The organism is Paraburkholderia podalyriae (genome assembly GCF_014397785.1).
GTDB lineage: Bacteria > Pseudomonadota > Gammaproteobacteria > Burkholderiales > Burkholderiaceae > Paraburkholderia > Paraburkholderia podalyriae.
This window is the reverse complement of sequence record NZ_VZQQ01000002.1, coordinates 236,209-261,602: the sequence shown is the minus strand read 5'-3', so window position 1 is coordinate 261,602 and position 25,394 is coordinate 236,209. Positions and strand designations below refer to the sequence as shown.

The following is a 25,394-nucleotide window of genomic DNA, read 5'->3' as shown; positions in this document are numbered from 1 at the left end:
ATCAACCGCGTGCGCTCACGCATGGAGAAGCAGATGAAGAAACAACACCTACCGGCGGCACTGGCAGCCGTCATGGCGTTCGGATTCGCCATGCATGCGCCGCTCGCTTCGGCAACCCTGAAGCCCGGCGACACGGCGCCGACGTTTACCGCCGAGGCCTCGCTCGGCGGCAAGACCTACACGTATTCGCTTGCCGACGAACTGAAGAAGGGGCCGGTCGTGCTGTACTTCTATCCGGCCGCGTTCACGACGGGCTGCACGATCGAGGCGCACGAGTTCGCCGATGCGGTCGACGAGTACAAGCAATACGGCGCGTCGGTGATCGGCGTGTCGCACGACAACATCGATACGCTAACGAAGTTTTCGGTCAGCGAATGCCGCAGCAAATTCCCGGTCGCGGCCGACGCCGACGCGAAGGTGATCAGCGCATACGACGCGGGCATGCCGATGAAGGCCGGCATGGCGAATCGCGTGTCGTACGTGATCTCGCCCGACGGCAAGATCATCTACGAGTACACGAGCCTGTCGCCCGAGAAGCATGTCGAGAACACGCTGAACGCGCTCAAGGAGTGGGCGGCCGCGCATAAGGGTCAATGAAGGGCCGCGTGTGCCTCGTGTGGCATCGCGTATCGCCTGTGCCAGGCTAAAACCTTTTACCGGAAGAGCTTGCGATGCCGATTGTCGTTGCGTTGATTGCGCTGATCGCGCTGGGATACGGCGCGGTGCGCGCCTTTTATGCGCTGCAGGCCGCTTTCGGGCTGGTGGTGGCCGAGGGCGTCGCCGTGCTGGTTGCGTTGCTGATCGCCGGTGCGCTCGCGTACTGGCGGCAGCGGCGCCGCGAAGTCGCGCCGAACGTGCGCGACGGCGACTGGACGCACGAGCTGAAGGGCAGTTGGGGGTCGGTGCGGCTCGCGGCGGCCAAGCGGCTCTGCGAGATTCGCGTCGGCGATCAGCAGGGCGCGTATATCTTCGCCGACCTGCTCGGCGCCGAAGCACAGGGCCGCGACGCGCAGGCGCGACTCGCGCTGAAGGTCAAGGACTCACGGCATGGCGAGTGGCTCGTGCCGATGCCGAACGAACGGATGGCGCGCCGATGGCAGCGGATTTTCTCGCTGGCCATCGCGCAGAAGCTGTGAGCGCCACCGCTGTGCGCGCCACCGCCACTGCATCATGACGACGTCGGCGCCGCGCCACCCGCGCGGCGCGCCTTTCTCGCCTCCCAGCGCACGCGGATGCGATCCATATACAGATAGACGACCGGCGTCGTATAGAGCGTCAGCATCTGGCTGACGATCAGCCCGCCGACGATCGATATGCCGAGCGGCGCGCGCATCTCCGCGCCTTCGCCGCTGCCGAACGCGAGCGGCAATGCGCCGAGCAGCGCGGCGAAGGTCGTCATCATGATCGGCCGGAAGCGCAGCAGACAGGCCTGATAGATCGCGTCGCGCGACGACAGCCCCTGGCGCGACGCCTCGATCGCGAAGTCCACCATCATGATCGCGTTCTTCTTCACGATGCCGATCAGAAGGATCACGCCGATCAGCGCGATGATGCTGAACTCGGTCTTGAACAGCAGCAGCGCGAGCAGCGCGCCGACGCCCGCGGACGGCAGCGTCGACAGGATCGTCAGCGGGTGGATGTAGCTCTCGTAGAGGATGCCGAGCACGATATACACCGCCGCGAGCGCGGCGAGGATCAGGATCGGCTGATCGGACATCGACTGCTGGAACGCCTGCGCGGTGCCCTGGAAGCTGCCGTGAATCGTGGCGGGCATGCCGATCTCGGCCATCGTGTCGTAGATCGCCTGGGTGGCGGTGGACAACGACACGCCCGGCGGCAGGTTGAACGAGATCGTCGATGCGACGAACTGGCTCTGGTGATTGACCGACAGCGGCGTGGTGCCCGGCCCGAAGCTCGCGATCGCCGACAGCGGTACCATCGTTTCCTTCGCGGTCGATACCGCCGCGCCAGACGATGCGCTCGACTTGCCGCTCGCCGCGATCGAATTGATCGCCTGATTGCGCGCGGAGTCGGCCGCGATGCTGGCCGCGCTCGTCGCGGTGGTGGCCGCGGTGCCGCCGGTTGCTGCGCTCGTCGTGGTCGCCGTGCTGGTCGCTTTGGACGTCACGGTGCCGGCCGGCGCATTGGTGGTCTGCGCGCCGCTCGCGCTGCCGCCCGATGTGCTGACGAAAATCTGCGTCAGCATCTCCGGGCTCTGCCAGTAGCGCGGCGCGACTTCCATCACGACGTGATACTGGTTCAGCGGGTTGTAGATCGTCGACACCTGGCGCTGGCCGAACGCGTCGTACAGCGTGTTGTCGATCTGCGCGGGCTTGATGCCGAGGCGCGATGCCGTTGCGCGGTCGATCGTCACCATCGCTTCGAGGCCGCCTTGCTGCTGGTCGGAGTTCACGTCCGCGAGCTCCTTACGCGCCTGCAGCGCCTCGGTGAGCTTCGGCCCCCACTTGTACAGATCGGGCGTCGAGTCTGCGAGCAGCGTGAACTGATACTGCGCGTTCGATTGCCGTCCGCCGACGCGGATGTCCTGCACCGCCTGCAGGAACGTGCGCGCGCCGGCCACGTCGCCGAGCGGCACGCGCAGTTGCTGGATCACCTGGTCGGCGGAGAGCTTGCGTTCGCTTTTCGGCTTCAGCGACACGAACATGAAGCCCGAGTTGGTCTGCCGGCCGCCGGTGAAGCCGACCACGCTGTCGACCGCCGGGTTCTTGCTGACGATCGCCATCATCTCCGAGAACTTGCCCTTCATCGCCTGGAAAGACGTGCTCTGGTCGGCCTGGATGCCGCCGACGAGGCGCCCCGTGTCCTGCTGCGGGAAGAAGCCCTTCGGCACGATGATATAAAGCGCGACGTTCAGCGCGATGGTCAGCAGCAGAACCATGACGATCAGGAGCGGATGCAGCAGCGCCCAGCCGAGCGTGCGCTCGTAGCCGCGCTGCATCGACGTGAAGCCGCGTTCGAGCCAGCGGCCGAGGCGGGTTTCCTGCCGCTTTTCGTGCGGCTCGCGCAGCAGGCGCGAGCACATCATCGGCGTGAGCGTCAGCGATACGACAAGGGACACCGCGATCGCGAGCGACAGCGTCAGCGCGAACTCGCGGAACAGCCGCCCGACGATGCCGCCCATCAGCAGGATCGGCAGGAACACGGCGACCAGCGAGATGCTGATCGACATCACCGTGAAGCCGACCTCGCGTGCGCCGATGAACGCGGCCTTCATGCGCGGCACGCCGTCTTCGATGTGGCGCGAGATGTTTTCGAGCACGACGATCGCGTCGTCGACGACGAAGCCGGTCGCGATCGTCAACGCCATCAGCGACAGATTGTCGATCGAGAAGCCCATCAGGTACATCGCGCCGAAGGTGCCGATGATCGAGATCGGCACGGCCACGCTCGGAATCAGCGTCGCGCGCCAGTTGCGCAGGAACAGGAACACCACCATCACGACGAGCGTGACCGCGATCACGAGCGTGCGCTCGGTGTCGCGCAGCGACGCGCGGATAGTAATGGAACGGTCCGAGGTCGGTGAAATGTCGACGTCGGCGGGCAGCGACGCATGCAGTTGCGGCAGCATCGCCTTTACGCGGTCGACGGTCTCGATGATGTTCGCACCGGGCTGCCGGTAAAGGATCACCAGCACCGAGCGCTTGCCGTTGAAGAGGCCGAGATTGCGCAGATCCTCGACCGAATCGACGACTTCGCCCATGTCGGAGAGTTTGACCGGCGCGCCATTGCGATACGCGATCACGAGGTCCTTGTACTGCGACGCCTTGCTCGCCTGGTCGTTCGTGTACAACTGCACGCGGTTCTCGCCGAACTCGATCGAGCCCTTCGGGCTATTCGCGTTGGCCGCGGCGAGCGCCGCGCGCACGTCTTCGAGGCCGATGCCGTAATGCGACAGCGCATGCGGCAGCAGCTCGACGCGCACGGCCGGATTCGCCGAGCCGCTGACATCCACTTCGCCGACCCCTTGCACCTGCGACAGCGACTGCTGCAGCACGGTTGCGGCCGAATCGTAGAGCTGGCCCGCCGTCAGCGTGGTGGACGTCAGTGCGAGAATCAGAATCGGCGCGTCGGCCGGGTTGACCTTGTGGTAGGTCGGGTTGCTGCGCAGGCTCGCGGGCAGGTCGGCGCGCGACGCGTTGATCGCCGCCTGCACGTCGCGCGCGGCGCCGTCGATGTTGCGGTTCAGGCCGAACTGCAGCGTAATGCGCGTCGAGCCGACCGAGCTTTGCGACGTCATCTCGGTGACGTCGGCGATCGAGCCGAGATGCCGCTCGAGCGGACTCGCGACACTCGTCGCGACGGTCTCCGGGCTCGCGCCCGGCAGCGTTGCCTGCACCGAGATGGTCGGGAAGTCGACCTGCGGCAGCGGCGCGACCGGCAGCTTCGTGAACGCGAACACGCCCGACAGCGCGATGCCGATCGCCAGCAGCGTGGTGGCGACCGGTCGGGAGATAAACGGACGCGACAGGTTCATCGCTCAGTTCCCTGCATCGGTGGCGGGCGGCGCGGCGCTACCGGACGAATCGCCGCGGTGGAAGCGCTCGCGCAGCCGGCGGCCGAGCGAATCGAACGCGAGATAGATCACCGGCGTCGTGAACAGTGTCAGCAGCTGGCTCACGATCAGGCCGCCGGCGATCGCGATACCGAGCGGACGGCGCAGCTCCGAGCCCGCGCCGGTGCCGAGCATCAGCGGCAGCGCGCCGAGCAGCGCGGCGAGCGTGGTCATCAGGATCGGCCGGAAGCGCAGCAGGCACGCCTGGTAGATCGCCTCGCGCGGCGGCTTGCCTTCCTCGCGCTCGGCGTAGAGCGCGAAGTCGATCATCATGATCGCGTTCTTCTTCACGATACCGATCAGCAGCACGATGCCGATGATCCCAATGATGTCGAGATCGTGGCCGGTGATCAGTAGCGCGAGCAGCGCGCCGACGCCGGCCGACGGCAGCGTCGACAGAATCGTGATCGGATGGATGAAGCTCTCGTACAGCACGCCGAGCACGATGTACATCGTGACGATCGCCGCGAGGATCAGGAACAGCTCGTTGGCGAGCGACGCCTGGAACGCGAGCGCCGCGCCCTGGAAGCGCGTCTGGAACGACGCGGGCAGGCCGACGTCTTTTTCGGCCTGCTCGATCGCCTTCACGGCCGCGCCGAGCGACGAACCCGGCGCGAGGTTGAAGGACACGGTGGTGGCGGGGAACTGGCTCAGGTGCGTGACCAGCAGCGGCGCGGGCCGCTCGATGAACTTCGCGATCGACGACAGCGGCACCTGGCCGCCCGTCGACGTGGAAGACGGCAGATAGATCGAGTTCAGCGACGTGGTGTAGTGCTGCATCGTCGGCTGCGCTTCGAGAATCACGCGGTACTGGTTCGACTGCGTGAAGATCGTTGAAATGATGCGCTGGCCGAACGCGTCGTACAACGCGCTGTCGATGGTGGCCGGCGTGATGCCGAAGCGCGCGGCGGTCTCGCGGTCGATCTCGATGAACACCGAGCGGCCGTTGTCCTGCAGATTGGTTGCGACGTCCGCGAGTTCGGGCGACTGCTTGAGCCGGTCGACCAGCTTCGGCACCCACGTCGTGAATTCGCCGATGTTCGGATCGGTCAGCATGAACTGATACTGCGTCGGGCTCACGGTCGAGTCGATCGTCAGGTCCTGCACCGGCTGCATGTACAGCGACGCGCCCGGAATATGCGCGACGTCCTTCTGCAACTGGCGGATCACGTCGCTCGCGGTGTTGCTGCGGTCGTCACGCGGCTTCAGGTTGATCAGCATGCGGCCGCTGTTCAGCGTGATGTTGCTGCCATCCACGCCGATGAACGAGGTCAGGCTTTCGACGTCCGGGTTCTTCAGGATCTGGTCGGCGAGCGCCTGCTGACGCTCGGCCATCGATGCGAACGACACCGACTGCGGCATCTGCGTGATCGCCTGGATCACGCCGGTGTCCTGCACCGGGAAGAAGCCTTTCGGCACGAACACGTACAGCAGGCCGGTCAGCACCAGCGTGAGCAGCGCGACGACCAGCGTGGAGCGTTGACGGTTCAGCACCCACGTGAGCGCGACCGCGTAGCGCGCGATCACCCAGTCGATCGCGCGGTGCGCCTTCGCCTCGAAGCGGTGACTGTCGTGCGGCGGCGTGTGGCGCAACAGCTTCGCGCACATCATCGGCACCAGCGTCAGCGACACGACCGCCGAAATGACGATCGTCACCGCCAGCGTGATCGCGAATTCATGGAACAGGCGCCCGACCACGTCGCCCATGAAGAGCAGCGGAATCAGCACCGCGATCAGCGAGACCGTCAGCGAAATGATCGTGAAGCCGATCTGCTTCGAGCCCTTCAGCGCGGCTTCGAGCGCCGTGTCGCCTTCCTCGACATAGCGCGCGATGTTCTCGATCATCACGATCGCGTCGTCGACGACGAAGCCGGTGGCGATGGTCAGCGCCATCAGCGACAGGTTGTCGAGCGAGAAACCGCACAGGTACATCACGGCGAGCGTGCCGATCAGCGACAGCGGCACCGACAGGCTCGGAATGATCGTCGCGTAGACGTTGGCGAGGAACAGGTACATCACGAGCACGACCAGCACGACCGACATCGCCAGTTCGAACTGCACGTCGCGCACCGACGCGCGGATCGTCGTGGTGCGGTCGGTGACGACCTGCACGTCGAGCGAGGCGGGCAGCGACTGCTGCAGCCGCGGCAGCAGCGCCTTGATGCTGTCGACCACCTGGATCACGTTCGCGCCCGGCTGGCGCTGCACGTTCAGGATGATCGCGGGCGTGGTGTCGACCCACGCGCCGAGCTTCGTATTCTCCGGTCCCGCGACGATGCTCGCGACGTCGGTCAGCATCACCGGACGCCCGCTCTTGTATGCGACCACGGCGCTCTTGTACTGGTCGGCGTCGGTCAGCTGGTCGTTCGAATTGATCGTGTAGTTGCGCGTCGGGCCGTCGAAATTGCCCTTCGGGGTGTTGACGTTCAGGTTCGAGATCGTGGTGCGCAGGTCGTCGAGATTCAGGCCATACGCGGCGAGCGCGCGCGGGTTCGCCTGAATGCGGATCGCCGGGCGCTGGCCGCCCGAAAGGCTCACGAGACCCACCCCCGCGACCTGCGAAATCTTCTGCGCGAGACGCGTGTCGGCGAGATCCTGCACCTGCGTGAGCGGCAGCGTCTTCGACGTGATCGCGAGCGTGATGATCGGCGCGTCGGCCGGGTTGACCTTCGCGTAGATCGGCGGCGCGGGCAGGTCGGACGGCAGCAGGTTGCCCGCCGCGTTGATCGCCGCTTGGACCTCCTGCTCGGCGATGTCGAGCGGCAGGTCGAGGCTGAACTGCAGCGTGATGATCGACGAGCCGGCCGAGCTTTGCGACGACATCTGATTCAGCGACGGCATCTGCCCGAACTGCCGCTCGAGCGGCGCCGTCACCGAGGACGTCATCACGTCCGGGCTCGCGCCCGGATAGAAGGTCTGCACCTGGATCGTCGGATAGTCGACCTCGGGCAACGCGGAGAGCGGCAGAAAGCGCAGCGCGACGAGGCCGACCAGCATGATCGCCGCCATCAGCAGCGCGGTGCCGACGGGACGCAGAATAAAAGCGCGGGATGGATTCATGCGGTAAGTGTCGTGCCTTTACTTTATTGCGAGGCTTGCGACGCGTGCCGGCCGCGATGCGCGTGCGCGCCCGAGGCGCTCGCCGGAGCGCTCGCGCCGTGCGCGCCGGATGCGGCCGATGCGCCGGATGCGCCGGATGCGCCACGCGGCCGCTCGGCCGGGATCGTGATCTTCGAGCCTTCGCGCAGCCGGTCCGAACCGTCGATCACGACGCGCTCGCCGAGCGCGAGACCCGACTGGATGCTGGAGCGCTCGCCGTCGACCGGGCCGACCTTGACCGGGCGCACAGTGACCGTGTTGTCGGGCTTCACGACGTACACGAAGGGACCCATCGAGCCGTTGAGCACCGCCGAGGTCGGCACGATCACCGCGTTCCGGATCGTATCGACGAGCAGGCGCGTGTTGACGAACTGATTCGGGAACAAGCCGTTGTCCTTGTTCTCGAAGATCGCGCGCAGCTTGATCGTGCCGGTGGTCGTGTCGATCTGGTTGTCCATCGTTTTCAGCGAGCCGACTTCGAGCGAGTGCGTGTTGCTACGGTCGTACGCGGTGGCCGACAGCTGCTCGCCGTTCTGCGTGTGCTGGATGATCTGCTGCAGGTTGTCCTCGGAGGTCGTGAAGACCACGCTGATCGGATCGAGCTGCGTGATCACGACGATGCCGTTCGTCAGGCCCGAGGTCACGTAGTTGCCCGGGTCGACCTGGCGCAGACCGACGCGCCCCGACACCGGCGCGGTGATGCGCGCGTAGACGAGGTCGAGCTTGAAGCTGTCGACGTTCGCCTGGTCGGACTTCACCGTGCCCTCGTATTGCCGCACCAGCGACGCCTGGGTGTCGACCTGCTGGCTCGCGATCGAGTCCTGCGCGAGCAGCGTCTGATAGCGCTTCAGATCGAGACGCGCGGTGGCGAGCAGCGCCTGGTCGCGCACCAGCGTGCCTTCGGCGTTGCGCAGCGAAATCTCATAGGGGCGCGGATCGATCTGGGCCAGCACGTCGCCCTTCTTGACCATCTGGCCTTCCTTGAAATAGACGTCCTGCAGCACGCCGCTCAGCTGCGGCAGCACGGTGACGGTGGCGAGCGGCGTGACCGTGCCGAGCGCGGTCAGCACGACCGGCATCTCGCCCTGCGTCGCGGCGGCGACGTGCACCGGCTGCGGCATGTTGGCCATCGCGTTCGGACCGCCGCGGCCGAAGCGGCCGCCGCGCGCGCCGCTCGCGGCAGCCGGTGCGCTGGCGCCGCTGCCCGGGCCGCCCCACGGATGCCAGCGCCACAGCACGGCGCCGAGCACGACCAGCACCGCGACGATCAGCGCGATGGTGCGGCCACGGCGGCGTTTCACCGCGCCGGGCGCGCTCGCTTGCGCTCCGTTCGCGGATGGCTGGGAAGCGGCAGGGCGTTGGGTTTCCGGGTGCTTTGGTTGTTCGTCCATCGGTTCGGTCAGGTGGCTGGCTTTATGATGTGAGCCGCTCAGGCGGTCGCCGCCATTCGAAGGGCGGCGGGCCGGCACATGGGCGGCATATCAGGCGGTTGTAGCGGCGGGCGCCGCGCAATGTTCAGCGCGATGCTACTCGAGGCGCGGGACAGAGATGTTAACGCAATGCGAAATCATCACGGATGGGCGAGGCCGTTTCGACGGCGCTCGCGGCTCGCCGAGGGCGTTCCCGCGACGGGATGCGTGATCGTACGTTGCGGCCTCCGTAACAGTCCAGCTGCGTATTTTTCGTTTGATTACGAAGGTTACAGGATGTTGGCGAAGCGTCGGGCGAAGGCGGGCTACCGTCGTCATTGCGCGGATCGAAGGCGGCTGGCGCCGCCCAGGCCGCCAGCGCGTGGCGCCATTTGGCGCCCGTTGCGGCCGACGGGCCTATTCGTCGAGCCGGCGCCCCGGGGCGCCGCCAATCTCGAGCACGATCTTGTCGATGCATTCGAGCAGCGCGGGCGCGGCGCGCGAAATCAGCCAGTCGCGCGGACACTGGTCGGCGGAGCCGCCGCAGTTGACCGCGTATCGCTCGCCTGACGGCCCGACAAAGCCAAGGGCGATCGCGTTCAAACCGTCGTGCCACTCGCCGGTGGCGATCGCGAAGCCGCGTTCCAGCGTGTCCCGGAGCGCGCTTTCGAGACGGCTGCCGATGTGGCCCCAGTCGTCACCTTCGGCCGTTTGCAGGCCGGCGAGCAGGCGGTCGCGGTCCGGCTGCGCGAGCGACGCGAGGTATGCCCGGCCGACTGCGGTGCGCGTCAGGCTCATGCGCGCGCCGACTTCGAGCCGCGACACGAGCACCGCCGAGCGCGGTCGGATGGTGTCGATCACGACCATGTCGTAGCGGTCGCGCACCGCGAGATGGACCGATAACGCGGTGCATTCCGCGAGTTCGATCAGGAATGGCCGCGCGCGAGAGCGGATGTCGAAATTGCGCAGAAAGCCGTTGCTTAGTTCCAGCACTGACGAGGTCAGCACGAAGCGCTCGCTGTCGGGCAGTCGCAGTAGAAAACCGGTGCCCACGAGGGTCGCGGTGATGCGCGACACCGTGGGCTTCGGAATGCCGGTCAACTCGGCGAGTTCGCGATTGCTAAGTGGAGCATGCGCGGCCGCGACGGCGCGCAATACGGTCAGGCCGCGCGCGAGCGCGGTGACTTCATCGCCCGGGCCGTCCCGGTCTTTGCCGGCGGGGACCTTGGCGGCGACGGTTTGGCTACGTGTGGAGCGGTTCATGCGTTTTTTGGAACAGTATTTCAAATTGTTCGTTCGACAACCTGGTGATGGCCGCTCGCAGCGGGCGCGGGCATCTCCAAACCGGGGCGTTCATTCGATTATTTTTAGGAAATTCATTGTATCGGAAGAAATTTCCGATTGGCGGGGGCGACTACATCTTTTTGCTTGACTTAGTCAGCATAACCATAAAAAATGGAACCTCATTTCGAAAGTCGCTCCGTCGGTTGCATCTGATGCATGCGAGCGCAAATTCCCGGAATCCAGGATCGATCACCCATTATATGGGCTTGCGGTTTTCGAATACCTTCTCTCAGGTTCTAGCACGGCCCTCGGAATGGCTAGAACTTTTAAGGCGTCGCGGCAACGTGACGCCTTTTTTTTATTGTCGGGGCATTAACGAAGTCCGCAGCAAAACGAATGCCCCAATGGCATCTGCACAGCGGGTTGACGACTCGGGAAGGTGACTTTAAAACCGCGTTTTTGAACTGATTTCGCGGGCGTTGCTTCAGCGCGCCAGCAAAGAAACCGTCGCGATGCCGAGAATCGTCATGATCAGCGACGTGCTCACGTGAATCGCCACTTCGCCGGCCGCCCAGCCGAGCCGGCCGTCCTGCAGGCGCTGTACGACCTCGGCGGAGAACGTCGAGAACGTCGACAGGCCACCCATCAGACCGGTGATGACGAACAGTCGCCATTCCGGCGCGAGTTGGGGCACGCGCGCGAAGCCCGCGACCGCCACGCCGATGATGTAGCCGGCGATCATGTTGGCGGCGAGCGTGCCAAGCGGCAGATCGCTAAAGACCGCGTTCAGTCGAAAGCCGAGAAACCAGCGAAACAGCGAGCCGAGAGCGCCGCCAATCGCGACAGCGAGAAAAGACCAATACATGGAAGAGGATCGAACCGGAATGTCGACAAACCGGTTGATGCGGGCGAGTTGATGCCGCGTCCGCATAACCGGGCGTAGCAGGCATCATCAGCCACAAGGGCGGTTAATGGAGAATGCCATCTCCAGGCGCGAAGTCTAACATCGGCGCGGGGCATTTGGGGACAGGCTCGTGGCCCGCGCCTGTCCCACTTCCCGCGAGCGCCGCCAGGTTCACTCCGGCGTCGCCGAAATCTTGTGAATCGACAGATCGGCGCCGTTGTACTCCTCTTCCTGGTCGAGCCGCAGACCGACCGTCATGCGGATCACGCCATACACGACCGTGCCGCCGAGCCCCGACACGACGATGCCGCCGAGCGTGCCGATGACCTGCGAGGCGAACGACACACCGCCCAGCCCGCCGAGCGCGTGGGTGCCGAAGATCCCCGCCGCGATGCCGCCCCATGCGCCGCACAAGCCGTGCAGCGGCCACACACCGAGCACGTCGTCGATGCGCCAGCGGTTCTGCACGCAGGTGAACATGTAGACGAACAGCATGCCGGCGATGCCGCCCGTGACCAGCGCGCCGAGCGGATGCATCAGATCCGAGCCCGCGCACACGGCCACGAGTCCCGCGAGCGGGCCGTTGTACGTGAAGCCCGGGTCGTTGCGGCCCGCGAACCACGCGGTCAGCGTGCCGCCGACCATGGCCATCAGCGAGTTGACGGCAACGAGGCCGCTGATCTTGTCGAGCGTCTGCGAGCTCATCACGTTGAAGCCGAACCAGCCGACCGTCAGCACCCATGCGCCGAGCGCGAGAAACGGAATGTTCGACGGCGGATGAGCGGCGATGCCGCCGTCGCGGTGATAGCGACCGTGGCGCGCGCCGAGCAGCAGCACGGCCGGCAGCGCGACCCAGCCGCCGAACGCGTGAACCACCACGGAGCCCGCGAAGTCATGGAACGGCGCGCCGAAAGCCCGGGTGAGCCAGCCCTGGATGCCGAAGCGGTCATTCCACGCGATGCCTTCGAAGAACGGATAAACGAAGCCGACCAGCACGAACGTCGCGAACAGCTGCGGGTTGAATTTGGAGCCCGTATTTCAGACTTTCCATCGATATGTCCCGCTTATGCCAAAAAAGTGCGCTATGCGAGCAAGAAGTGGGCCAAAATCGTGCGGATTGCTTCGATGCGGTGCAAACGGGCACCGGGATGGCAATCCGACCGTTTTGCGCAATCCGCTGCGGGGCGCGCCATGCACCTCTATAGATATACAAAGCACAAATGAAGTGCACTAGGCGACATCGATGGGCGGGATGACCCAGACTGGGGCGAAATATTCGATTTAAATTACATCCTCATTCGAAATCCTGACGCGTCGGGTTGCTATGGTCGCCCGGTTCGTTTCCTCTTTGTCGTCGCGCGCAAACGCCGACATAATGTGCCGACTCCGTGTATGAGCCGTCGGCCAACCCGTCCAATGGGACCGCATGAGACTGACCACTAAAGGCCTGTTGCTGATCGCGATCCCGGCCGTCTTCGAACTCGCGCTGCTCTCCAGCCTGGTGAAGGCGCAGGCTGACGCGACGTTGGCCGAGCGCTGGGCAATGCATAGCGAGGAGGTGCTGCGCCAGACCACGGCGATTCTCGATCCGGTGCTGTCCGAATCGGTCGCGCTGCGTGGCGCGGTGCTTGCCAGCGACGCGCACTTCACGACCCCGCTCGCAGTGTGGGTGGACATCGACCGGCGCATCGACGAGCTCGCCGAACTCGTCGCCGACGATCCCGCCCAGGTCGAGCGCGTGGCCGAGGTGCGTCAGGCGGCGCAGGCCTATCGCCAGTGGTCGGACCGGATCCAGGACGTGCTGCACGCCGGACGGCGCGGCGAGATTCTCGAGCGCTTCCACGATCTGGCGCGGGCCGACGTGCTCGATCGTTTCCGTTTGCAGGTGACCGCGTTCCAGACCGAGGAGCGACGCCTCGATACCTCGCGCTCGAGTTCCGTCGCCGCGGTGCGCGAGCGGGAACAGACGTTGATCGTCGCGGCCGCGTTGGGTTCGCTGGTGTTCGTCGCGCTCGCCGTCTGGATGTTCACGCGCGGCGTGCGCGGCCGGCTCGCGCTGCTGTCCGACAATGCGGGCCGGCTCGCCGGCAATGAGCCGCTCGCGCCGGTCGGCGCGGGCAGCGATGAAATCGCGCGGATCGATCTGACCTTGCACGAGACGAGCCGGCGTCTGCTCGAAGCCGAGCGCATCGAGGCGCGCTTTCACGCGGACCTCGAGCGCCGTGCCGCTGAACTCGCGCGCATCAACGAGACGCTGCGCCAGCAGACCCAGGACAACGAAATGTTCGTCTACAGCGTGTCGCACGATCTGCGCGCACCGCTCGTGAACCTGCAGGGCTTTTCGAAGGAACTGATCCGCGCCTGCGACGAGTTGCGCGATGCGGTGCGCGGCTCGTCGCTGGCGATGAACACGCGTGAGCGTATCGAGTGGGTCATCGACGAAGACATCGGCGAGGCGCTGCATTATCTGCAGAGCGCCGTGCTGCGCGCGTCGCACATCATCGACGCGCTGTTGCGGCTGTCGCGCGTGGGGCGTGTCGAGTACCGGCGCCAGAAGGTCGACGTGCGCGACATCGTGCAACGCGTCGTCGACGCGATGCAGGGCTCGATTCGCGCGCGGCGCGCGCGCGTGACCGTCGGCAACCTGCCAACGGTATGGGGCGATCAGACCGCGCTCGAACTGATCTTCGCGAATCTGGTCGGCAATGCGGTCAACTATCTGGACCCCGCGCGCGAGGGCCGCATCGAAATCGGCACGACGCCCGCGCCGCCGGGCGTGCATTCGCTGCGGATCTTCTACGTGCGCGACAACGGCGTCGGCATTCCGGCGATCGCGCTGCCGCGCCTGTTCACCGCGTTTCAGCGTCTGCATGGCAATGCGGCGGCCGGCGAGGGCATTGGCCTCGCCCTCGTGCGACGGATGGTCGAGCGGCACGGCGGGCGCGTATGGGCGGAATCGAAGGAGGGGGTGGGCACGACGTTCTATCTGTCGCTGCCAGAGCCGGGTGCCGCAGGCGCCGAACCGGCGGCGGCGGCGGCTGGCGCGCCTGCGCTCGCGGCGGCGGGTCCGGCTCAGGCGGCGTGCGCTGCGCGCGACGGCGGGCAACGCGCTGCGGGGTCCGGCCTGGGCTCAGGCAGCGGGTTGCCCGCGCGCTCGATCGACGCGATGAGAGGAATCAGTACACGGTAGGCGATCGCTCGATCGTGCGGCGCGGGTTGCCTCAGCTCGCTCAGCAACCGGCGAAAATTTGCCGCGGCCTGAGCAGTCTGCTGCCGCGCACCGACCAGTAGCAGCTGCATGCGAGCAGCACGGCGATGCCGGCGAACGATTCGATCGGCGTCGGGCGGACGCCGGCAAGACACTCGACGGCTAGCAGGCCGTTCGTGACGATCAGCAGCGCCGCCCACAGTGCGCACGCGGCCTGCATCAGCAGACGGGTGCCTGCGATGTGCCGGGCGCGGTGGTTGTGCGGCCAGGTTGGCGGCCGGCGCGCGCAGAAAAACACGATCGCCATCAGCAGGATGACGAGCGTGACGGTCCAGTCGATCAGTTTCATGGAAACAGCACTCCCCAAAGAGCCGCGACTATAGGGAGGCGTCCCGCCTGCAACTGTCAGAGGATTCTGCTTCTCCTGAATCAAGCCGCCAGACAAGGAATCGCGTCACATTTGTCACTCCCACCATTCGCTGTCTGGCGACCTAAACTATCCCATCACCAGCAGCGAGCGATGGCCGGTGAGCGAATCGCGTTTCCACCCGACCACACAGGACATCGCTCTAACCCGGAGGTTGCAATGACGACGAATCAGTCACCTGAGAAGGACGGCAAAGACGGACAGCCTGCCATGAAAACACCACCGATTGTGTCGCGGCCAGAGTGGGAGGCTGCGCGCGAGCAGCTTCTCGTCAAGGAAAAAGCCTTGACGCGTGCCCGCGACGCGCTGGCTGCCGAGCGACGGAGGATGCCATGGCTTGCGGTGGAAAAAGCGTATGCGTTCGACGGGCCCGAGGGCAGAGTAAGCCTGCTCGACCTGTTCGAGGGCCGCCGCCAGCTGATCATCTATCGCGCCTTTTTCGAGCCTGGCGTGCACGGGTGGCCAGAGCACGCGTGCATTGGCTGTTCCCTGGGCGCCGACCAGGTTTCCCACCTCGCCCATTTGCATGCTCGCGACACCACCCTCGTGTACGCCTCGCGCGCGCCGCAAGCCGATATCGCGCGGCTGAAAACCCGGATGGGCTGGGAGATGATCCCCTGGTACACCATCACCGACAGTTTCGACGCCGACTTCGACGTGGCCGAATGGCACGGCCACAACGCGTTCATCCGTGAAGGTGAGCGTGTGTTCCGCACGTACCTGATTAACGGGCGTGGTGACGAGGCGATGGGCACCCTCTGGAGCTACCTCGACATGACGGCGCTCGGGAGGCAGGAGAATTGGGAGGATTCGCCGGAGGGCTACCCGCAGAGCCGACCGTACAAGTGGTGGAACTGGAACGACACTTACGTCCCCGGCGCCGCTCCCGATCCAAAGTGGGTCGAGGTGTCAGATGCCGGAGAGGCCGCGTTTCGGAAACGCGACGACTAGAGTGTGACGAATCATGCCGCCGCGTTTGCTTGCGGAAAAGGCCGCCGCAGGCAATATCGAGCATCTCACGCAGGACAGCGCGGCTCTTGCGGCTGCCGATCCGCACGGCGTGATCGTTCATGCGGCGCTCGTGCATGGCTTTGGCCTGGTGACGTTGTAGAACCGCGACCGCCTCGCCGGGGCGAGTTGAAGCGGCCGAGCGGCGCAACGGCGGTATCATGGGCACCTCTTCGCATGCGCGAGCCGCCTGGCGCGGCTCCTTCCTGATCCATGATTTCATCCCTTTCCTCATCGTTATTGCGCCGCGCGGCGGTCGTGGTCCTCGTGTTCGGCGCGCTGGCCGCGTGTCAGAAGAACGACGCGTCGGCCGGCCAGGTCGCGGGCAAGCTCAATGACGCCGCGCAGGTTGCCGGTCAGAAGCTCGATCAGGCCGCGAGCTACGTCGGCCAGCAGGTCGACGCGACCAAGGACGCCGCACAGCAGAACCTCGAATCGGCCTCCGCGCCGTCGATCAGGATCGATCCGGCCGCGCTCGCGTCGAGCGCGCAGGCCAACCTGCAGAACGCGGCGAGCGCGGCCAACGCGCAGCTCGGCAAGGCCGCGTCGATCACGGGCCAGGGCCTCGAAACGGCGGGGCGCAAGCTGCAGGCGTGGTCGGCGCAGAATGCGGGCTCGTCGGCTTCGTCGTCCGATTCCGCCGACGCGCAGAAGCAGATGGACAAATGAGCCACGCGCCGTTAGATCCGGTTTTCCCGGTTTGACTTCAGGAATAAATGTAATTACGATGGTTACACATTGTCGTTGCGGGACGGATCTGCTGTGAACACGAGTAGCCGGTTTGCCTTTGCCGTGCATGTGCTCGCGCTGTTGTCGCTGCAGGGCGGCGTGCCGCTGTCGTCAGAGATGATTGCGGGCAGCGTGAACACGAATCCCGCGCTCATTCGCCGGCTTCTGGCCATGCTGTCCGACGCCGGCCTCACCACGTCGCAGATGGGCGCCGGTGGCGGCGCGCTGCTCGCGCGGCGGCCGGAACAGATCACGCTGCTCGACGTCTATCGCGCGGTGGAAGACGCGCAATTGCTCGCGTTGCATCGCGAGGAGCCGAATTCCGCCTGCATGGTGGGGCGCAATATCCAGAGCGTGCTGCGCGACATCATCGACGAAGCGCAGCAGGCGATGGAGGCGGCGCTGGCCGCGCGCACGCTCGCCGATGCGACCGCCGACGTCGTGCGCTCCGAGAAGCAGCGCGAGCGCAAGCGCAAGCGTCGTGCTTGAGAGCGTGCGTTCGCGCGCCAGACGCGACGGTAGTGAACGATAGAAGCTCAGTGTCGCGGTGCGCGTATCGCATGATCCCGGCCGCGTGCCTGATAAGCCAACGGGGTGCACGCCCCGCTTTTTTTCTCGTTATATGTAACTGTTATAGTTACATATAGGACAACCTGAGGAGTACGCTGATATGAGCAAGCAACTGAAGATCGCCTTGTTTGGCGCGACCGGCATGATCGGTTCGCGGATTGCCGCGGAAGCGGCGCGTCGCGGACATCAGGTGACGGCACTCGTGCGCGATCCGGCGCGCGTGCCGGCCGGTGTCGCGAACCTGCATGCGTCGCGGGCCGATCTGCTCGACGCCGCGAGTGTCGGCGCGGCGGTGCGCGGTCACGACGTCGTCGCAAGCGCGTATGCGCCGCCGCAAGGCGATCTCGCCCCGCTGACGCACGCCACGCGCGCGCTGGTCGAAGGTGTGCGCGCGGCCGGGCTGAAGCGCGTCGTCGTCGTGGGCGGCGCAGGCTCGCTCGAAGTCGCGCCGGGCAAGCAACTGGTCGAAACCGACGGATTTCCGGACGCGTACAAGGGCATCGCGCTCGCGCACCGCGACGCGTTCGACTATTACCGCGGCGTGACCGATCTCGACTGGACGTTCTTTGCGCCGGCCGCGCTGATCGCGCCGGGCGAGCGCACCGGCAAGTTCCGCACGGGCGCGAACACGCTGATCGCGGACGCGGACGGCAATAGCCGCATTTCGGCCGAAGACTACGCGATCGCATTCGTCGACGAACTGGAGCAGGGCCGCTTCATCCGCCAGATCGCGACGGTCGCGTACTGACCGCTGGCGTACGAATTCGCCGGCCGCGCAAGCGTACTAACATTCGGTTACGCATGTTCGGCGGCGCTGGGCAAAACTGCGGCTACACTGGCGTCTGCCGTTTTCTTACGGATTGCCATGCAGTTATGCCCGTCATGGTGTGAGTCCGAGGCTGCGCCGTCTGGCGGCGCGCAGCAGCCGGCGATTCTCACCGCCACCCGTCTCTCCACCGAACCCACCGCTCGCGACACTTCCAGCGGCGACGTCCGCCCACGCGCGAGCGCATGCGCCGGTGGCTGGTTCGCCGCGCTGCTGTGCGCCGCGCTGATTCTTTGCCTCGGCGCGCTGCCGCGCATCGCGCAAGCAGCGGGTCCCTCGGTCGGCGGCGGCACGCCGGTGATCCCGGCGTTGCAGAGCCTGATCAACAGTGCGACGGTGAACACGACGCCCGCGTCCGCGGCATCGGGTGCCTCGGCGGCCGAGGCGGCGTCGGCGCCGTCGCCCGCAAGCCAGGCGGAACTCGCGCACTCGCTCGACAGCGTGATCGCCACGCTCGACAACGACCGCCAGCGCAGCGCGCTAGTCACCCAGTTGAAAAGGCTGCGCGACGTGTCGCGAAACGCCGCGCAAACCGTTGGCCCGGCCGCGCCCGCGCAGCCTAGCCCGGGCCTGCTCGGCGCAATCGCGTCGGGCATCGCGTCGTTCGAATCCGACGTGCATCAGGGGCGCACGCCGGTGCGCTACTGGAGCGGGCGCGTGACCGCGGCCGGCAACGAGCTGTACACGATCGTCTCGGGCCAGGGACGCGAGGGCTTCGGCACGATTCTGTTGGCAATGCTGGCGATGCTAGCGGGCTGGGGCGCCTGTGCCGGCGCGCTGATCTACCTGCAGCAGCGGCTGTACCGGCGCTTCGGCATCGAGCTGGTGCTGCGGCCCAATCCCACCACGCTCGAGCTGGTGATCTTCGCGCTGCGCCGCGTCGGTCCGTGGATCATCGCGTTCATCGCGGCGCTGCTGTTCATGCGCGCGATGCCCGATGCGCTCGGCCGCACGCTCGGCATGGTGGTCGCGTATGCGATCGTCGCGGGCGCGGTGTTTTCCGCGATCTGTCTGATCATGTTTTCGCTGTTCGGCTCGGGCCACCGGCGCATCGCGGTGCGTCTGCTGATCGATCACGCGCGCCGCGTGCTGTTCGTGATCGGCGTGTGCGGCGCGCTCGGCGACGCGGCCGTCAATTACGACGTCGAGCATCAGCTCGGCACGAACCTCGCCGCGCTTCTTTCGACCGCGGCCAACATGACGGCCGCCGTGCTGACCGGTTATTTCGCGCTCGCGTTCCGCCGCCCGGTCGCGCACCTGATCCGCAACCGGCCATACGAGCAGCGCAACGACCACAAGGCCGCGACCGATGCGTTCGACGTGCTCGCCGCGCTGTGGCACGTGCCGGTGCTGGTGCTCGCGACCGCGTCGGTGGTCGCGACGTTCGGCGGCTCCGGCTCCAGCGAAAACGTGCTGCAGATCTCGATCGTCACCGCGTTGTTGCTGGTGCTGGCGTTCTTCCTGTCGGCGATCGTGCTGCGCATGACGCGGCCGCGCAGCGCCCGCGCGCGGCGCCGCTCGCCGTACCTGACGCGGCTGCTGCGCTTTTGCGGCACGCTGCTGACGCTGTTCATCTGGCTGTTTTTCTTCGAATTCGCGGCGCGTCTGTGGGGCGTGTCGCTGGTCGCGGTGATCGAGGAGAACGTCGCCGCGCGCGGCATCGCGCATGCGATGACGGCCATCGTCGCGACCCTGTTTATCGCATGGCTGCTGTGGATTCTGGTCGACACCGCGATCACCGAGGCGCTCAATCCGGGCGGTCCGCGCAACAAGGGGCGCAGCCCGAGCATGCGCGCGCGTACGATGCTGCCGCTCGTGCGCAACGTGTTGCTGGTGACGATCATGACGATCGCGAGCATCGTCACCGCGGCGAACCTCGGCATCAACGTGACGCCGCTGCTGGCGGGCGCGGGCGTGATCGGTCTGGCGATCGGCTTCGGCGCGCAGTCGCTGGTGACCGACCTGATCACCGGGCTCTTCATCATCATCGAGGACACGATCTCGGTCGGAGACTGGATCGACGTCGATGGCGGGCATGCGGGTACGGTCGAGCATCTGTCGATTCGCACCGTGCGGCTGCGCGACGGGCAGGGCGCGATCCACGCGATTCCGTTCTCGCAGATCAAGATCGTGAAGAACCTGTCGCGCGATTTCGCGTATGCGGTGTTCGAGGTGCGCATGTCGTTCTCGACCGATGTCGACGAGATCACGCAGCTGATCCGCGAAGTCGGCGCGGAGCTGATGGCCGATTTCCGCTACCGGCGCGAGATGCTCGGGCCGATCGAGGTGTGGGGGCTCGACCGCTTCGATCCGAACTGGATGGTCGTCAAAGGGCAGATCAAGACGCGGCCGCTGCAGCAATGGAGCGTCGCGCGCGCGTTCAACCTGCGGCTCAAGCGCAAGATGGACGAGGCGGGCATCGAGATTCCGGTCGCGCAGATGCGGGTGTACACGTCGTCGAAGGATAGCGAAGGCGAGCCGTTGCGCGACGATGAGATGACCGGCTTCGTCGCGCCTGTGGAGGCCGTTGCCGATGACAGCAGGCACGCGCATGGCGATGCGCATCAGCGGGCGCGGGACGGCGGCCACGCCAAAGCCCATCAAAGGGCGCATGAACCCACGCACGAAAGAGCCCACGACGCGGCGCACGAGTATCGGCGCGAGGCTGAGTATGAAGTGGGCGTTGCTGGGCCGTCGGCGCGCGCATCGGCACATGTGCCGCTTGCGCCTGCGCGCGACGTATCGCACGAACCGCGTCCGGCGCCACCCTCGACCGGACAGACCGCGTCGATTCCGCCGCAGATTCCTACGGCGGGTGACGTGAGTGGGAAGAGTTGACGCGGGCGTTTGTTGAGGGCCGTGCGACGACGGCCACGTGCCTGGTTGTTCGCGTGACTGCGTAATCGGGTAACGGCGTAATCGCGCGATCACGTCACGTCGTGACGTGCAAGCGTCAAACCAGCTCCGCCGCGTCGGTCACGCGCACGATGTCGTTCACGTGAGTGCCGATCCGCGCGCCTTCGACGCCATAGATATGTAGCGACACGGCCGGCGCATCGCTGCAGTTGCCGAGCCGATGAATCGCAGCACGGCCGCTGCGCACGAACGACACCGCGCCGCGTTTGCGCGCCAGGGCGCGCAGCGTGCTCGCGCATTGCCGCACGTCGTCCCATTCGAAGATCGTTTCGCTCAGCTTGCCTTCGACCACCGCGTAACCGCACCACGTGTGATGCGCGTGCACCGGGCTCGCCTGGCCGGGCTGCCAGACCAGCGCGGCAATCGCGTAGCGGCCTTGCGGATCGGCGACGAGCAGGTGGCGCCGATAGCTGCCGGCGGCACCTTCGCGTTGCATCGGTGCGAGCAGCGACGGGTCGGCGGCCGCCTCGGCGAGCGCGAGCCGCATGATGCGTGCGAAGAACGTCGAATGCGACGGTTCCGGGAATTTCGCGCAGCTTTCGAACATTGCGTCCAGTGTGTCGCACAGCCGCTCGAGCGGCGTGCGCCCGATCTCGCCCAGCGTGTGCGGCGGCAACGCGGCGGCTTCTGGTCGGGCCGGGGCCGGCCGCGACTTCAGGTAGTCGGGAAGATGCTCGAAAGCGGTGGCGCGAAGGTCGTCGCTCATGGTTTTGATGCAGCGTGTGCGCTGCTGGTCGGCAATTTTCGGTATCGATATTTATACCGGTATGGCCGGAGAAAGAGTTTCCATATAATTCCCCCGACTGTCAGAAAAGTAGAATAATTTCCTATAAAGGGGTGGTGGTATGGCTATGGATATCATCGATCGGAAGCTGCTCGAACTGCTGCAGGTAGACGCGACGATGCCGATCGCCGAACTCGCGCAGCGCGTGAACCTGTCACAGACGCCTTGCTGGAAGCGGCTGCAGCGCCTGAAGGAGGCGGGCGTGATTCGCGCGCAGGTGGCGCTGTGCGACGCCCGCAAGCTCGGCGTCGGTACCACGGTGTTCGTGGCGGTGCGTACCAATCAGCACACGGAGGCGTGGGCCGCCGCGTTCACGCAAGCGGTGCGCGACATTCCGGAAGTGGTCGAGGTCTACCGGATGAGCGGCGAGACCGACTATCTGCTGCGCGTGGTGGTCTCCGATATCGACGACTACGACCGGATCTACAAGCAGCTGATCACGGCCGTGCCGCTGTACGACGTCAGTTCGAGCTTTGCTATGGAGCAGATCAAGTATTCGACGGCGTTGCCAGTGCGCTCTTCGGCGGTGACCTGATAGTCGCGGACGATCGATGGACACCCGGTGCGCTGCTTGCTGCCTCTAAAGCGGGCACGCCACCGTCAACCGTGTCACTCGCTCCGCTCGTCTGCAAGCCGCGTGCAAGCCCCGTCGGCGTAGAATGCCGCCTTCCCGACCCATCCGCGACTGCTTCGCGAACCGAGCCCGCTTCATGAACAAACCGCCGCGCAGGAAGAACCCGACCTTTGGCATCGCCGTCTTTATCGTGGTGGCGATACTGCTCGTGATCGCCACGTTGATCTACAACGCGATCCGCGAAAAGCACGAGTTCGACAGCGAGAGTCCGCAGGTGCCGTCGTTGGCTTCGCAGGCGGCCGCGGCGGCCAACGCGATCAAACCGGCGAGCGGCGTCGCGCAATAACCGCAGCGCACTTGCCGCTTCATTGCTCCGGCAGCCGGATCATGCTCGCGTCTTTGCGAATCTGCGCGGACGCCGCGAGCATCTGCTTGCATTGATGCGCGAGCAGCTTCGTGTCGTGCACGGCATCGGCCGTATAGTCCGGCGATTTCTCCGTTTTGACGACCATCGCATCGAGCTCGCGACTCATCAGCTTGATCTGCTCGCCTTGCTCGGCCGGCAACGCGGTGCCGGCTTCGGCGGCGCGCAGGTTGTCGCGCACGAGGCTCAACGCGCGTTGCAGCGGCTGTAGCGAGATGTCCTCGACCTGTTGCTGCTGTTGCGCGGAGGTGCGCAACAGCGGCGCGGCGGCCGTGATCTGCGACGCGAGCACGTGGCTGCGCACCAGCAGACCGTTCAGCTCCGGCACGAACTTTTGCGCGGACTTCGGTTCGAGCATCATCCGCTGGAACGCCTGGCCGAGATTCGCGAACGCCACGTGGACGTTCTTGCGCGCGAGGCGATAGCGGTAGTCGCGGTCGAGCGCGGTGGCCGCCACGGCGGCAGCGGCCGATGCACCGCTTGCCGGGCGCGCGGTCGCATTGCGGATCGTGGCGGTGTCATGGGTGGCGTTGCCTGGGTTCGCCTTGTCGCTAGCGTCGGCGAGCTGCTGTGCCAGGCTGGCGCGCCCAGCGCCGCGCGCACCGACGCCGCCATCCACTTCAGCTTCGACTCCAGCGACAGCAAACGCCGGCCCGCCAAAGCCGAGCGCCGGGTCTGCCATCGCCGCCGCCGGCGCACGCGCGCCCGCCTCGGTCACGGTCGCGACCACCGCCGCGGCGGGCTTGCCGCTCCACCACCAGCTCGCTTCGAGATACTGCCGCGTCGCGCTGATCATGTTGTTGACGAGCTTGCCCATCAAGCGGTACTCCCAGTACGGGAACAGATGACTCGCCGCGATCGCGATCGCGCAACCGACCACGGTGTCGATCGCGCGCTCGCCGATGATGCGCATGCTGCCCGGCGCGAGCAGATGGAACAGCAGCAGCACATACGACGACGTAAACACGACGCTCGCCGCGTAGTTGAACAGCAGAAGGCTGTAGCTCATCACCATCGACGCGAACATCACGACCATCAGGATGTGCGGCTCCTTCACGAAGATGATCAGCGCGATACTCGCCGCGCAGCCGATCAGCGTGCCGATGATCCGCTGCCCGTTGCGCTGCTTGGTCAGCGAGTAGCCGGGTTTCAGGATGATCACGGTGGTCATCACGATCCAGTACGCGTTCGTGAGCGGCAACAGACGGCCGAGCCAGAAGCCCACGGCGACCGCGATCGTCACGCGCAACGCGTGGCGAAAGCTCGGCGAGGCCATCGTCAGATTCGAGAAGATTTGTCCGAACGGCACGCGCCGGCTCGACACGAAGCGGCTCAGCGCCTGGTCGATGCGCAGTTCGGTTTCGGTCGGGCTCGGTTCGGCGGCGAGGCTTCGGCGCATCTTGTCGATCAGCCGCGTGGCGCTCCAGATGCGGCGGAAATTCGACGACACCGCCGAATACGCCTCGGGGTTCTGCGTCGGCAGTTCCTGCTTGCGCATCAGCTCGATTTCATACTCGATCGCGCGCAATTCGGCTTTCACGTTCACGCGCTTGCGCGGCGCCTGGTTCTGCAGCACCGCGAGGCCGATCTCCTCGAGATCTTCCGCCGCCTTGCGGATCAGATCGCGATAGAACACCAGCAGATCCGAGCCGCCGAACGTGCTGCGCACGAGCGTGTAATCGGTTTGCGCGCCGACGAACGACTCGTGCAGATCGACGGTATTGATGAACAGGTTGTACAGCATCGCGCGGCGTGGTTCGAGCTTGCCGCGCTTGAACCTGGGGAGATTGCGCAGCACGATGTCGCGCGCGGCGTCCTGACGCTCGACCGCGGAGATCTGCTTGTCGACGAGGTTGCGATAACACTCGTCGAGATCGTTGTCGAGATCGTAGAACGCGGCGCGCGCGAGCAGATAGTCCGCGCACGCGAACACGCTTTCGGCGAGCGCCTGTTGCTCGATCCGATGCATCATCCAGCGGCTCACGAAGGTCGACCAGTACGTGTACCAGAGACCGCCGAGCAGAATCCACGACGCGTTGACGAGCGCCTGCAGCGGCGTGAAGTGCTCCTCCAGCGTCATGATCATCATGAACAGCGTCGCGAAGCTGATCTGCGGCCAGCGGTTGCCGTACACGACGATCAGCGACAGCACGAACGTGAGCGGCACGACCGTGCACCAGAGCGCGATCGGATTGACGGTGGCGAGGCCGGTGGCGAGCGCGGACAGAAAGCCGATCACCGAGCAGGCCAGCATCTCGTTGTGCTTGTACTTGAGCGGGCCCGGCATGTCGACGACGCAGGCGCCGAGCGCGCCGGTCGCAATCGTGAAGCCAAGCTCGCGATCGTGGAACACGAGCAGGCACAGGATGGCCGGTAACGACACGCCGACCGCGATGCGCAGGCCGCCATAAAAATACTGGCTATAAAGGAATTTTCTTATTTCGACCGAATAGCGCATCGACTACCTGAATCCATTCACCGAGAAAACCGCAGTTGGAAAGACAGCGCGAAACTGCCGTCGAGTCTAACTGATTTTGCGCGCGTTCTGACCTCATCCATTCGGCCAGGTTATGCCCGGGGGACGGGTTTGTTATGCTGTCGCTTCAATGTTCGCGGTGGCTTGCGCGCATCGCTCGCGGACCATCCGCGTGCCAAATGT

General features: G+C 65.7%; 19 protein-coding genes, 1 pseudogene and 1 riboswitch. Of the genes and pseudogenes, 11 read left to right on the top strand and 9 right to left on the bottom strand.

All coding sequences use genetic code 11. The features are described 5' to 3' along the window. The first annotated feature begins 33 nt into the window (after positions 1-33). Both F6X42_RS03360 and F6X42_RS03355 read left to right on the top strand, forming a co-directional pair. The gene (locus F6X42_RS03360; protein WP_187632844.1) at positions 34-597 is read left to right on the top strand and encodes a peroxiredoxin; all 564 of its coding nucleotides are present in this window, start codon (positions 34-36) and stop codon (positions 595-597) included. A 74-nt stretch (positions 598-671) separates the two neighbouring features. Then, on the top strand, positions 672-1,136 hold the full coding sequence (locus F6X42_RS03355; protein ID WP_187632843.1) for a hypothetical protein: 465 nt from the start codon (positions 672-674) through the stop codon (positions 1,134-1,136). 32 nt (positions 1,137-1,168) lie between these two features. On the opposite strand, the gene F6X42_RS03350 is transcribed toward F6X42_RS03355, so the two are convergent. The 6 genes and pseudogenes from F6X42_RS03350 to F6X42_RS03325 all read right to left on the bottom strand — a co-directional run. Beyond that, a complete protein-coding gene (locus F6X42_RS03350; RefSeq protein WP_187632842.1) occupies positions 1,169-4,495 on the bottom strand; it encodes an efflux RND transporter permease subunit in 3,327 nt (1,108 codons plus the stop codon). Between the two features lie 3 nt (positions 4,496-4,498). Continuing rightward, entirely contained in the window at positions 4,499-7,633 is a 3,135-nt protein-coding gene (locus tag F6X42_RS03345; RefSeq protein ID WP_187632841.1) for an MdtB/MuxB family multidrug efflux RND transporter permease subunit, read from the bottom strand. A gap of 23 nt (positions 7,634-7,656) precedes the next feature. Continuing rightward, the gene (locus F6X42_RS03340; protein WP_187632840.1) at positions 7,657-9,063 is read right to left on the bottom strand and encodes an MdtA/MuxA family multidrug efflux RND transporter periplasmic adaptor subunit; all 1,407 of its coding nucleotides are present in this window, start codon (positions 9,061-9,063) and stop codon (positions 7,657-7,659) included. 435 nt (positions 9,064-9,498) lie between these two features. After that, positions 9,499-10,344 (bottom strand): IclR family transcriptional regulator, encoded by an 846-nt coding sequence (locus F6X42_RS03335; protein ID WP_187632839.1) that lies wholly within the window; start codon positions 10,342-10,344, stop codon positions 9,499-9,501. Positions 10,345-10,849: 505 nt separating this feature from the next. Then, entirely contained in the window at positions 10,850-11,230 is a 381-nt protein-coding gene (gene crcB / locus F6X42_RS03330; protein ID WP_187632838.1) for a fluoride efflux transporter CrcB, read from the bottom strand. A 71-nt stretch (positions 11,231-11,301) separates the two neighbouring features. Further along, a riboswitch (Fluoride riboswitch) is annotated at positions 11,302-11,363 on the bottom strand. Positions 11,364-11,440: 77 nt separating this feature from the next. Then, a pseudogene (locus tag F6X42_RS03325) lies at positions 11,441-12,298 on the bottom strand (ammonium transporter); the annotation flags it as partial. Positions 12,299-12,695: 397 nt separating this feature from the next. Here F6X42_RS03325 and F6X42_RS03320 point away from each other — a divergent pair. After that, positions 12,696-14,459, top strand: coding sequence for a sensor histidine kinase (locus F6X42_RS03320; protein WP_187632837.1), 1,764 nt, complete (start codon positions 12,696-12,698; stop codon positions 14,457-14,459). A gap of 40 nt (positions 14,460-14,499) precedes the next feature. Here the strand turns inward: F6X42_RS03320 and F6X42_RS03315 are convergent, their stop codons facing one another. Beyond that, positions 14,500-14,826: a hypothetical protein gene (locus F6X42_RS03315; RefSeq protein WP_187632836.1), complete on the bottom strand. Its 327-nt coding sequence runs from the start codon at positions 14,824-14,826 to the stop codon at positions 14,500-14,502. 237 nt (positions 14,827-15,063) lie between these two features. Here F6X42_RS03315 and F6X42_RS03310 point away from each other — a divergent pair, with 237 nt between their 5' ends. The 6 genes from F6X42_RS03310 (at position 15,064) to F6X42_RS03285 (ending at position 20,875) form a co-directional block, all read left to right on the top strand. Beyond that, positions 15,064-15,855 carry a DUF899 domain-containing protein gene (locus F6X42_RS03310; RefSeq protein ID WP_187632835.1) on the top strand — a complete coding sequence of 264 codons (792 nt, stop codon included), beginning with the start codon at positions 15,064-15,066 and terminating at the stop codon, positions 15,853-15,855. A gap of 13 nt (positions 15,856-15,868) precedes the next feature. Further along, positions 15,869-16,015: a hypothetical protein gene (locus F6X42_RS03305; protein WP_187632955.1), complete on the top strand. Its 147-nt coding sequence runs from the start codon at positions 15,869-15,871 to the stop codon at positions 16,013-16,015. Positions 16,016-16,125: 110 nt separating this feature from the next. Beyond that, positions 16,126-16,581: a BCAL1086 family glycoprotein gene (locus F6X42_RS03300; protein WP_187632834.1), complete on the top strand. Its 456-nt coding sequence runs from the start codon at positions 16,126-16,128 to the stop codon at positions 16,579-16,581. Between the two features lie 93 nt (positions 16,582-16,674). Next, entirely contained in the window at positions 16,675-17,130 is a 456-nt protein-coding gene (locus tag F6X42_RS03295) for an Rrf2 family transcriptional regulator (RefSeq protein ID WP_187632833.1), read from the top strand. Positions 17,131-17,311: 181 nt separating this feature from the next. Continuing rightward, positions 17,312-17,959 (top strand): NAD(P)-dependent oxidoreductase, encoded by a 648-nt coding sequence (locus F6X42_RS03290; protein WP_187632832.1) that lies wholly within the window; start codon positions 17,312-17,314, stop codon positions 17,957-17,959. Positions 17,960-18,076: 117 nt separating this feature from the next. Continuing rightward, the gene (locus tag F6X42_RS03285) at positions 18,077-20,875 is read left to right on the top strand and encodes a mechanosensitive ion channel family protein (protein ID WP_187632831.1); all 2,799 of its coding nucleotides are present in this window, start codon (positions 18,077-18,079) and stop codon (positions 20,873-20,875) included. 115 nt (positions 20,876-20,990) lie between these two features. Here the strand turns inward: F6X42_RS03285 and F6X42_RS03280 are convergent, their stop codons facing one another. Next, on the bottom strand, positions 20,991-21,659 hold the full coding sequence (locus F6X42_RS03280) for a cysteine dioxygenase family protein (RefSeq protein ID WP_187632830.1): 669 nt from the start codon (positions 21,657-21,659) through the stop codon (positions 20,991-20,993). 139 nt (positions 21,660-21,798) lie between these two features. On the opposite strand from F6X42_RS03280, the gene F6X42_RS03275 reads away from it, so the two are divergent. Further along, positions 21,799-22,272: an Lrp/AsnC family transcriptional regulator gene (locus F6X42_RS03275; protein ID WP_187632829.1), complete on the top strand. Its 474-nt coding sequence runs from the start codon at positions 21,799-21,801 to the stop codon at positions 22,270-22,272. Between the two features lie 175 nt (positions 22,273-22,447). Next, complete coding sequence (locus F6X42_RS03270; protein ID WP_187632828.1) at positions 22,448-22,657, top strand: hypothetical protein; 210 nt, start codon at positions 22,448-22,450, stop codon at positions 22,655-22,657. 19 nt (positions 22,658-22,676) lie between these two features. Here F6X42_RS03270 and F6X42_RS03265 read toward each other — a convergent pair whose 3' ends face one another. Continuing rightward, positions 22,677-25,193, bottom strand: coding sequence for an FUSC family protein (locus F6X42_RS03265; protein WP_187632827.1), 2,517 nt, complete (start codon positions 25,191-25,193; stop codon positions 22,677-22,679). Positions 25,194-25,394 lie beyond the last annotated feature (201 nt).

Excerpts from the sequence above, each read along its gene's own strand:
- F6X42_RS03360 (WP_187632844.1), top strand. The coding sequence starts at position 34 with ATGAAGAAACAACACCTACCGGCGGCACTGGCAGCCGTCATGGCGTTC.
- F6X42_RS03355 (WP_187632843.1), top strand. The coding sequence starts at position 672 with ATGCCGATTGTCGTTGCGTTGATTGCGCTGATCGCGCTGGGATACGGC.
- F6X42_RS03350 (WP_187632842.1), bottom strand. The coding sequence starts at position 4,495 with ATGAACCTGTCGCGTCCGTTTATCTCCCGACCGGTCGCCACCACGCTG.
- F6X42_RS03345 (WP_187632841.1), bottom strand. The coding sequence starts at position 7,633 with ATGAATCCATCCCGCGCTTTTATTCTGCGTCCCGTCGGCACCGCGCTG.
- F6X42_RS03340 (WP_187632840.1), bottom strand. The coding sequence starts at position 9,063 with ATGGACGAACAACCAAAGCACCCGGAAACCCAACGCCCTGCCGCTTCC.
- F6X42_RS03335 (WP_187632839.1), bottom strand. The coding sequence starts at position 10,344 with ATGAACCGCTCCACACGTAGCCAAACCGTCGCCGCCAAGGTCCCCGCC.
- crcB (WP_187632838.1), bottom strand. The coding sequence starts at position 11,230 with ATGTATTGGTCTTTTCTCGCTGTCGCGATTGGCGGCGCTCTCGGCTCG.
- F6X42_RS03320 (WP_187632837.1), top strand. The coding sequence starts at position 12,696 with ATGAGACTGACCACTAAAGGCCTGTTGCTGATCGCGATCCCGGCCGTC.
- F6X42_RS03315 (WP_187632836.1), bottom strand. The coding sequence starts at position 14,826 with ATGAAACTGATCGACTGGACCGTCACGCTCGTCATCCTGCTGATGGCG.
- F6X42_RS03310 (WP_187632835.1), top strand. The coding sequence starts at position 15,064 with ATGACGACGAATCAGTCACCTGAGAAGGACGGCAAAGACGGACAGCCT.
- F6X42_RS03305 (WP_187632955.1), top strand. The coding sequence starts at position 15,869 with ATGCCGCCGCGTTTGCTTGCGGAAAAGGCCGCCGCAGGCAATATCGAG.
- F6X42_RS03300 (WP_187632834.1), top strand. The coding sequence starts at position 16,126 with ATGATTTCATCCCTTTCCTCATCGTTATTGCGCCGCGCGGCGGTCGTG.
- F6X42_RS03290 (WP_187632832.1), top strand. The coding sequence starts at position 17,312 with ATGAGCAAGCAACTGAAGATCGCCTTGTTTGGCGCGACCGGCATGATC.
- F6X42_RS03285 (WP_187632831.1), top strand. The coding sequence starts at position 18,077 with ATGCAGTTATGCCCGTCATGGTGTGAGTCCGAGGCTGCGCCGTCTGGC.
- F6X42_RS03280 (WP_187632830.1), bottom strand. The coding sequence starts at position 21,659 with ATGAGCGACGACCTTCGCGCCACCGCTTTCGAGCATCTTCCCGACTAC.
- F6X42_RS03275 (WP_187632829.1), top strand. The coding sequence starts at position 21,799 with ATGGCTATGGATATCATCGATCGGAAGCTGCTCGAACTGCTGCAGGTA.
- F6X42_RS03270 (WP_187632828.1), top strand. The coding sequence starts at position 22,448 with ATGAACAAACCGCCGCGCAGGAAGAACCCGACCTTTGGCATCGCCGTC.
- F6X42_RS03265 (WP_187632827.1), bottom strand. The coding sequence starts at position 25,193 with ATGCGCTATTCGGTCGAAATAAGAAAATTCCTTTATAGCCAGTATTTT.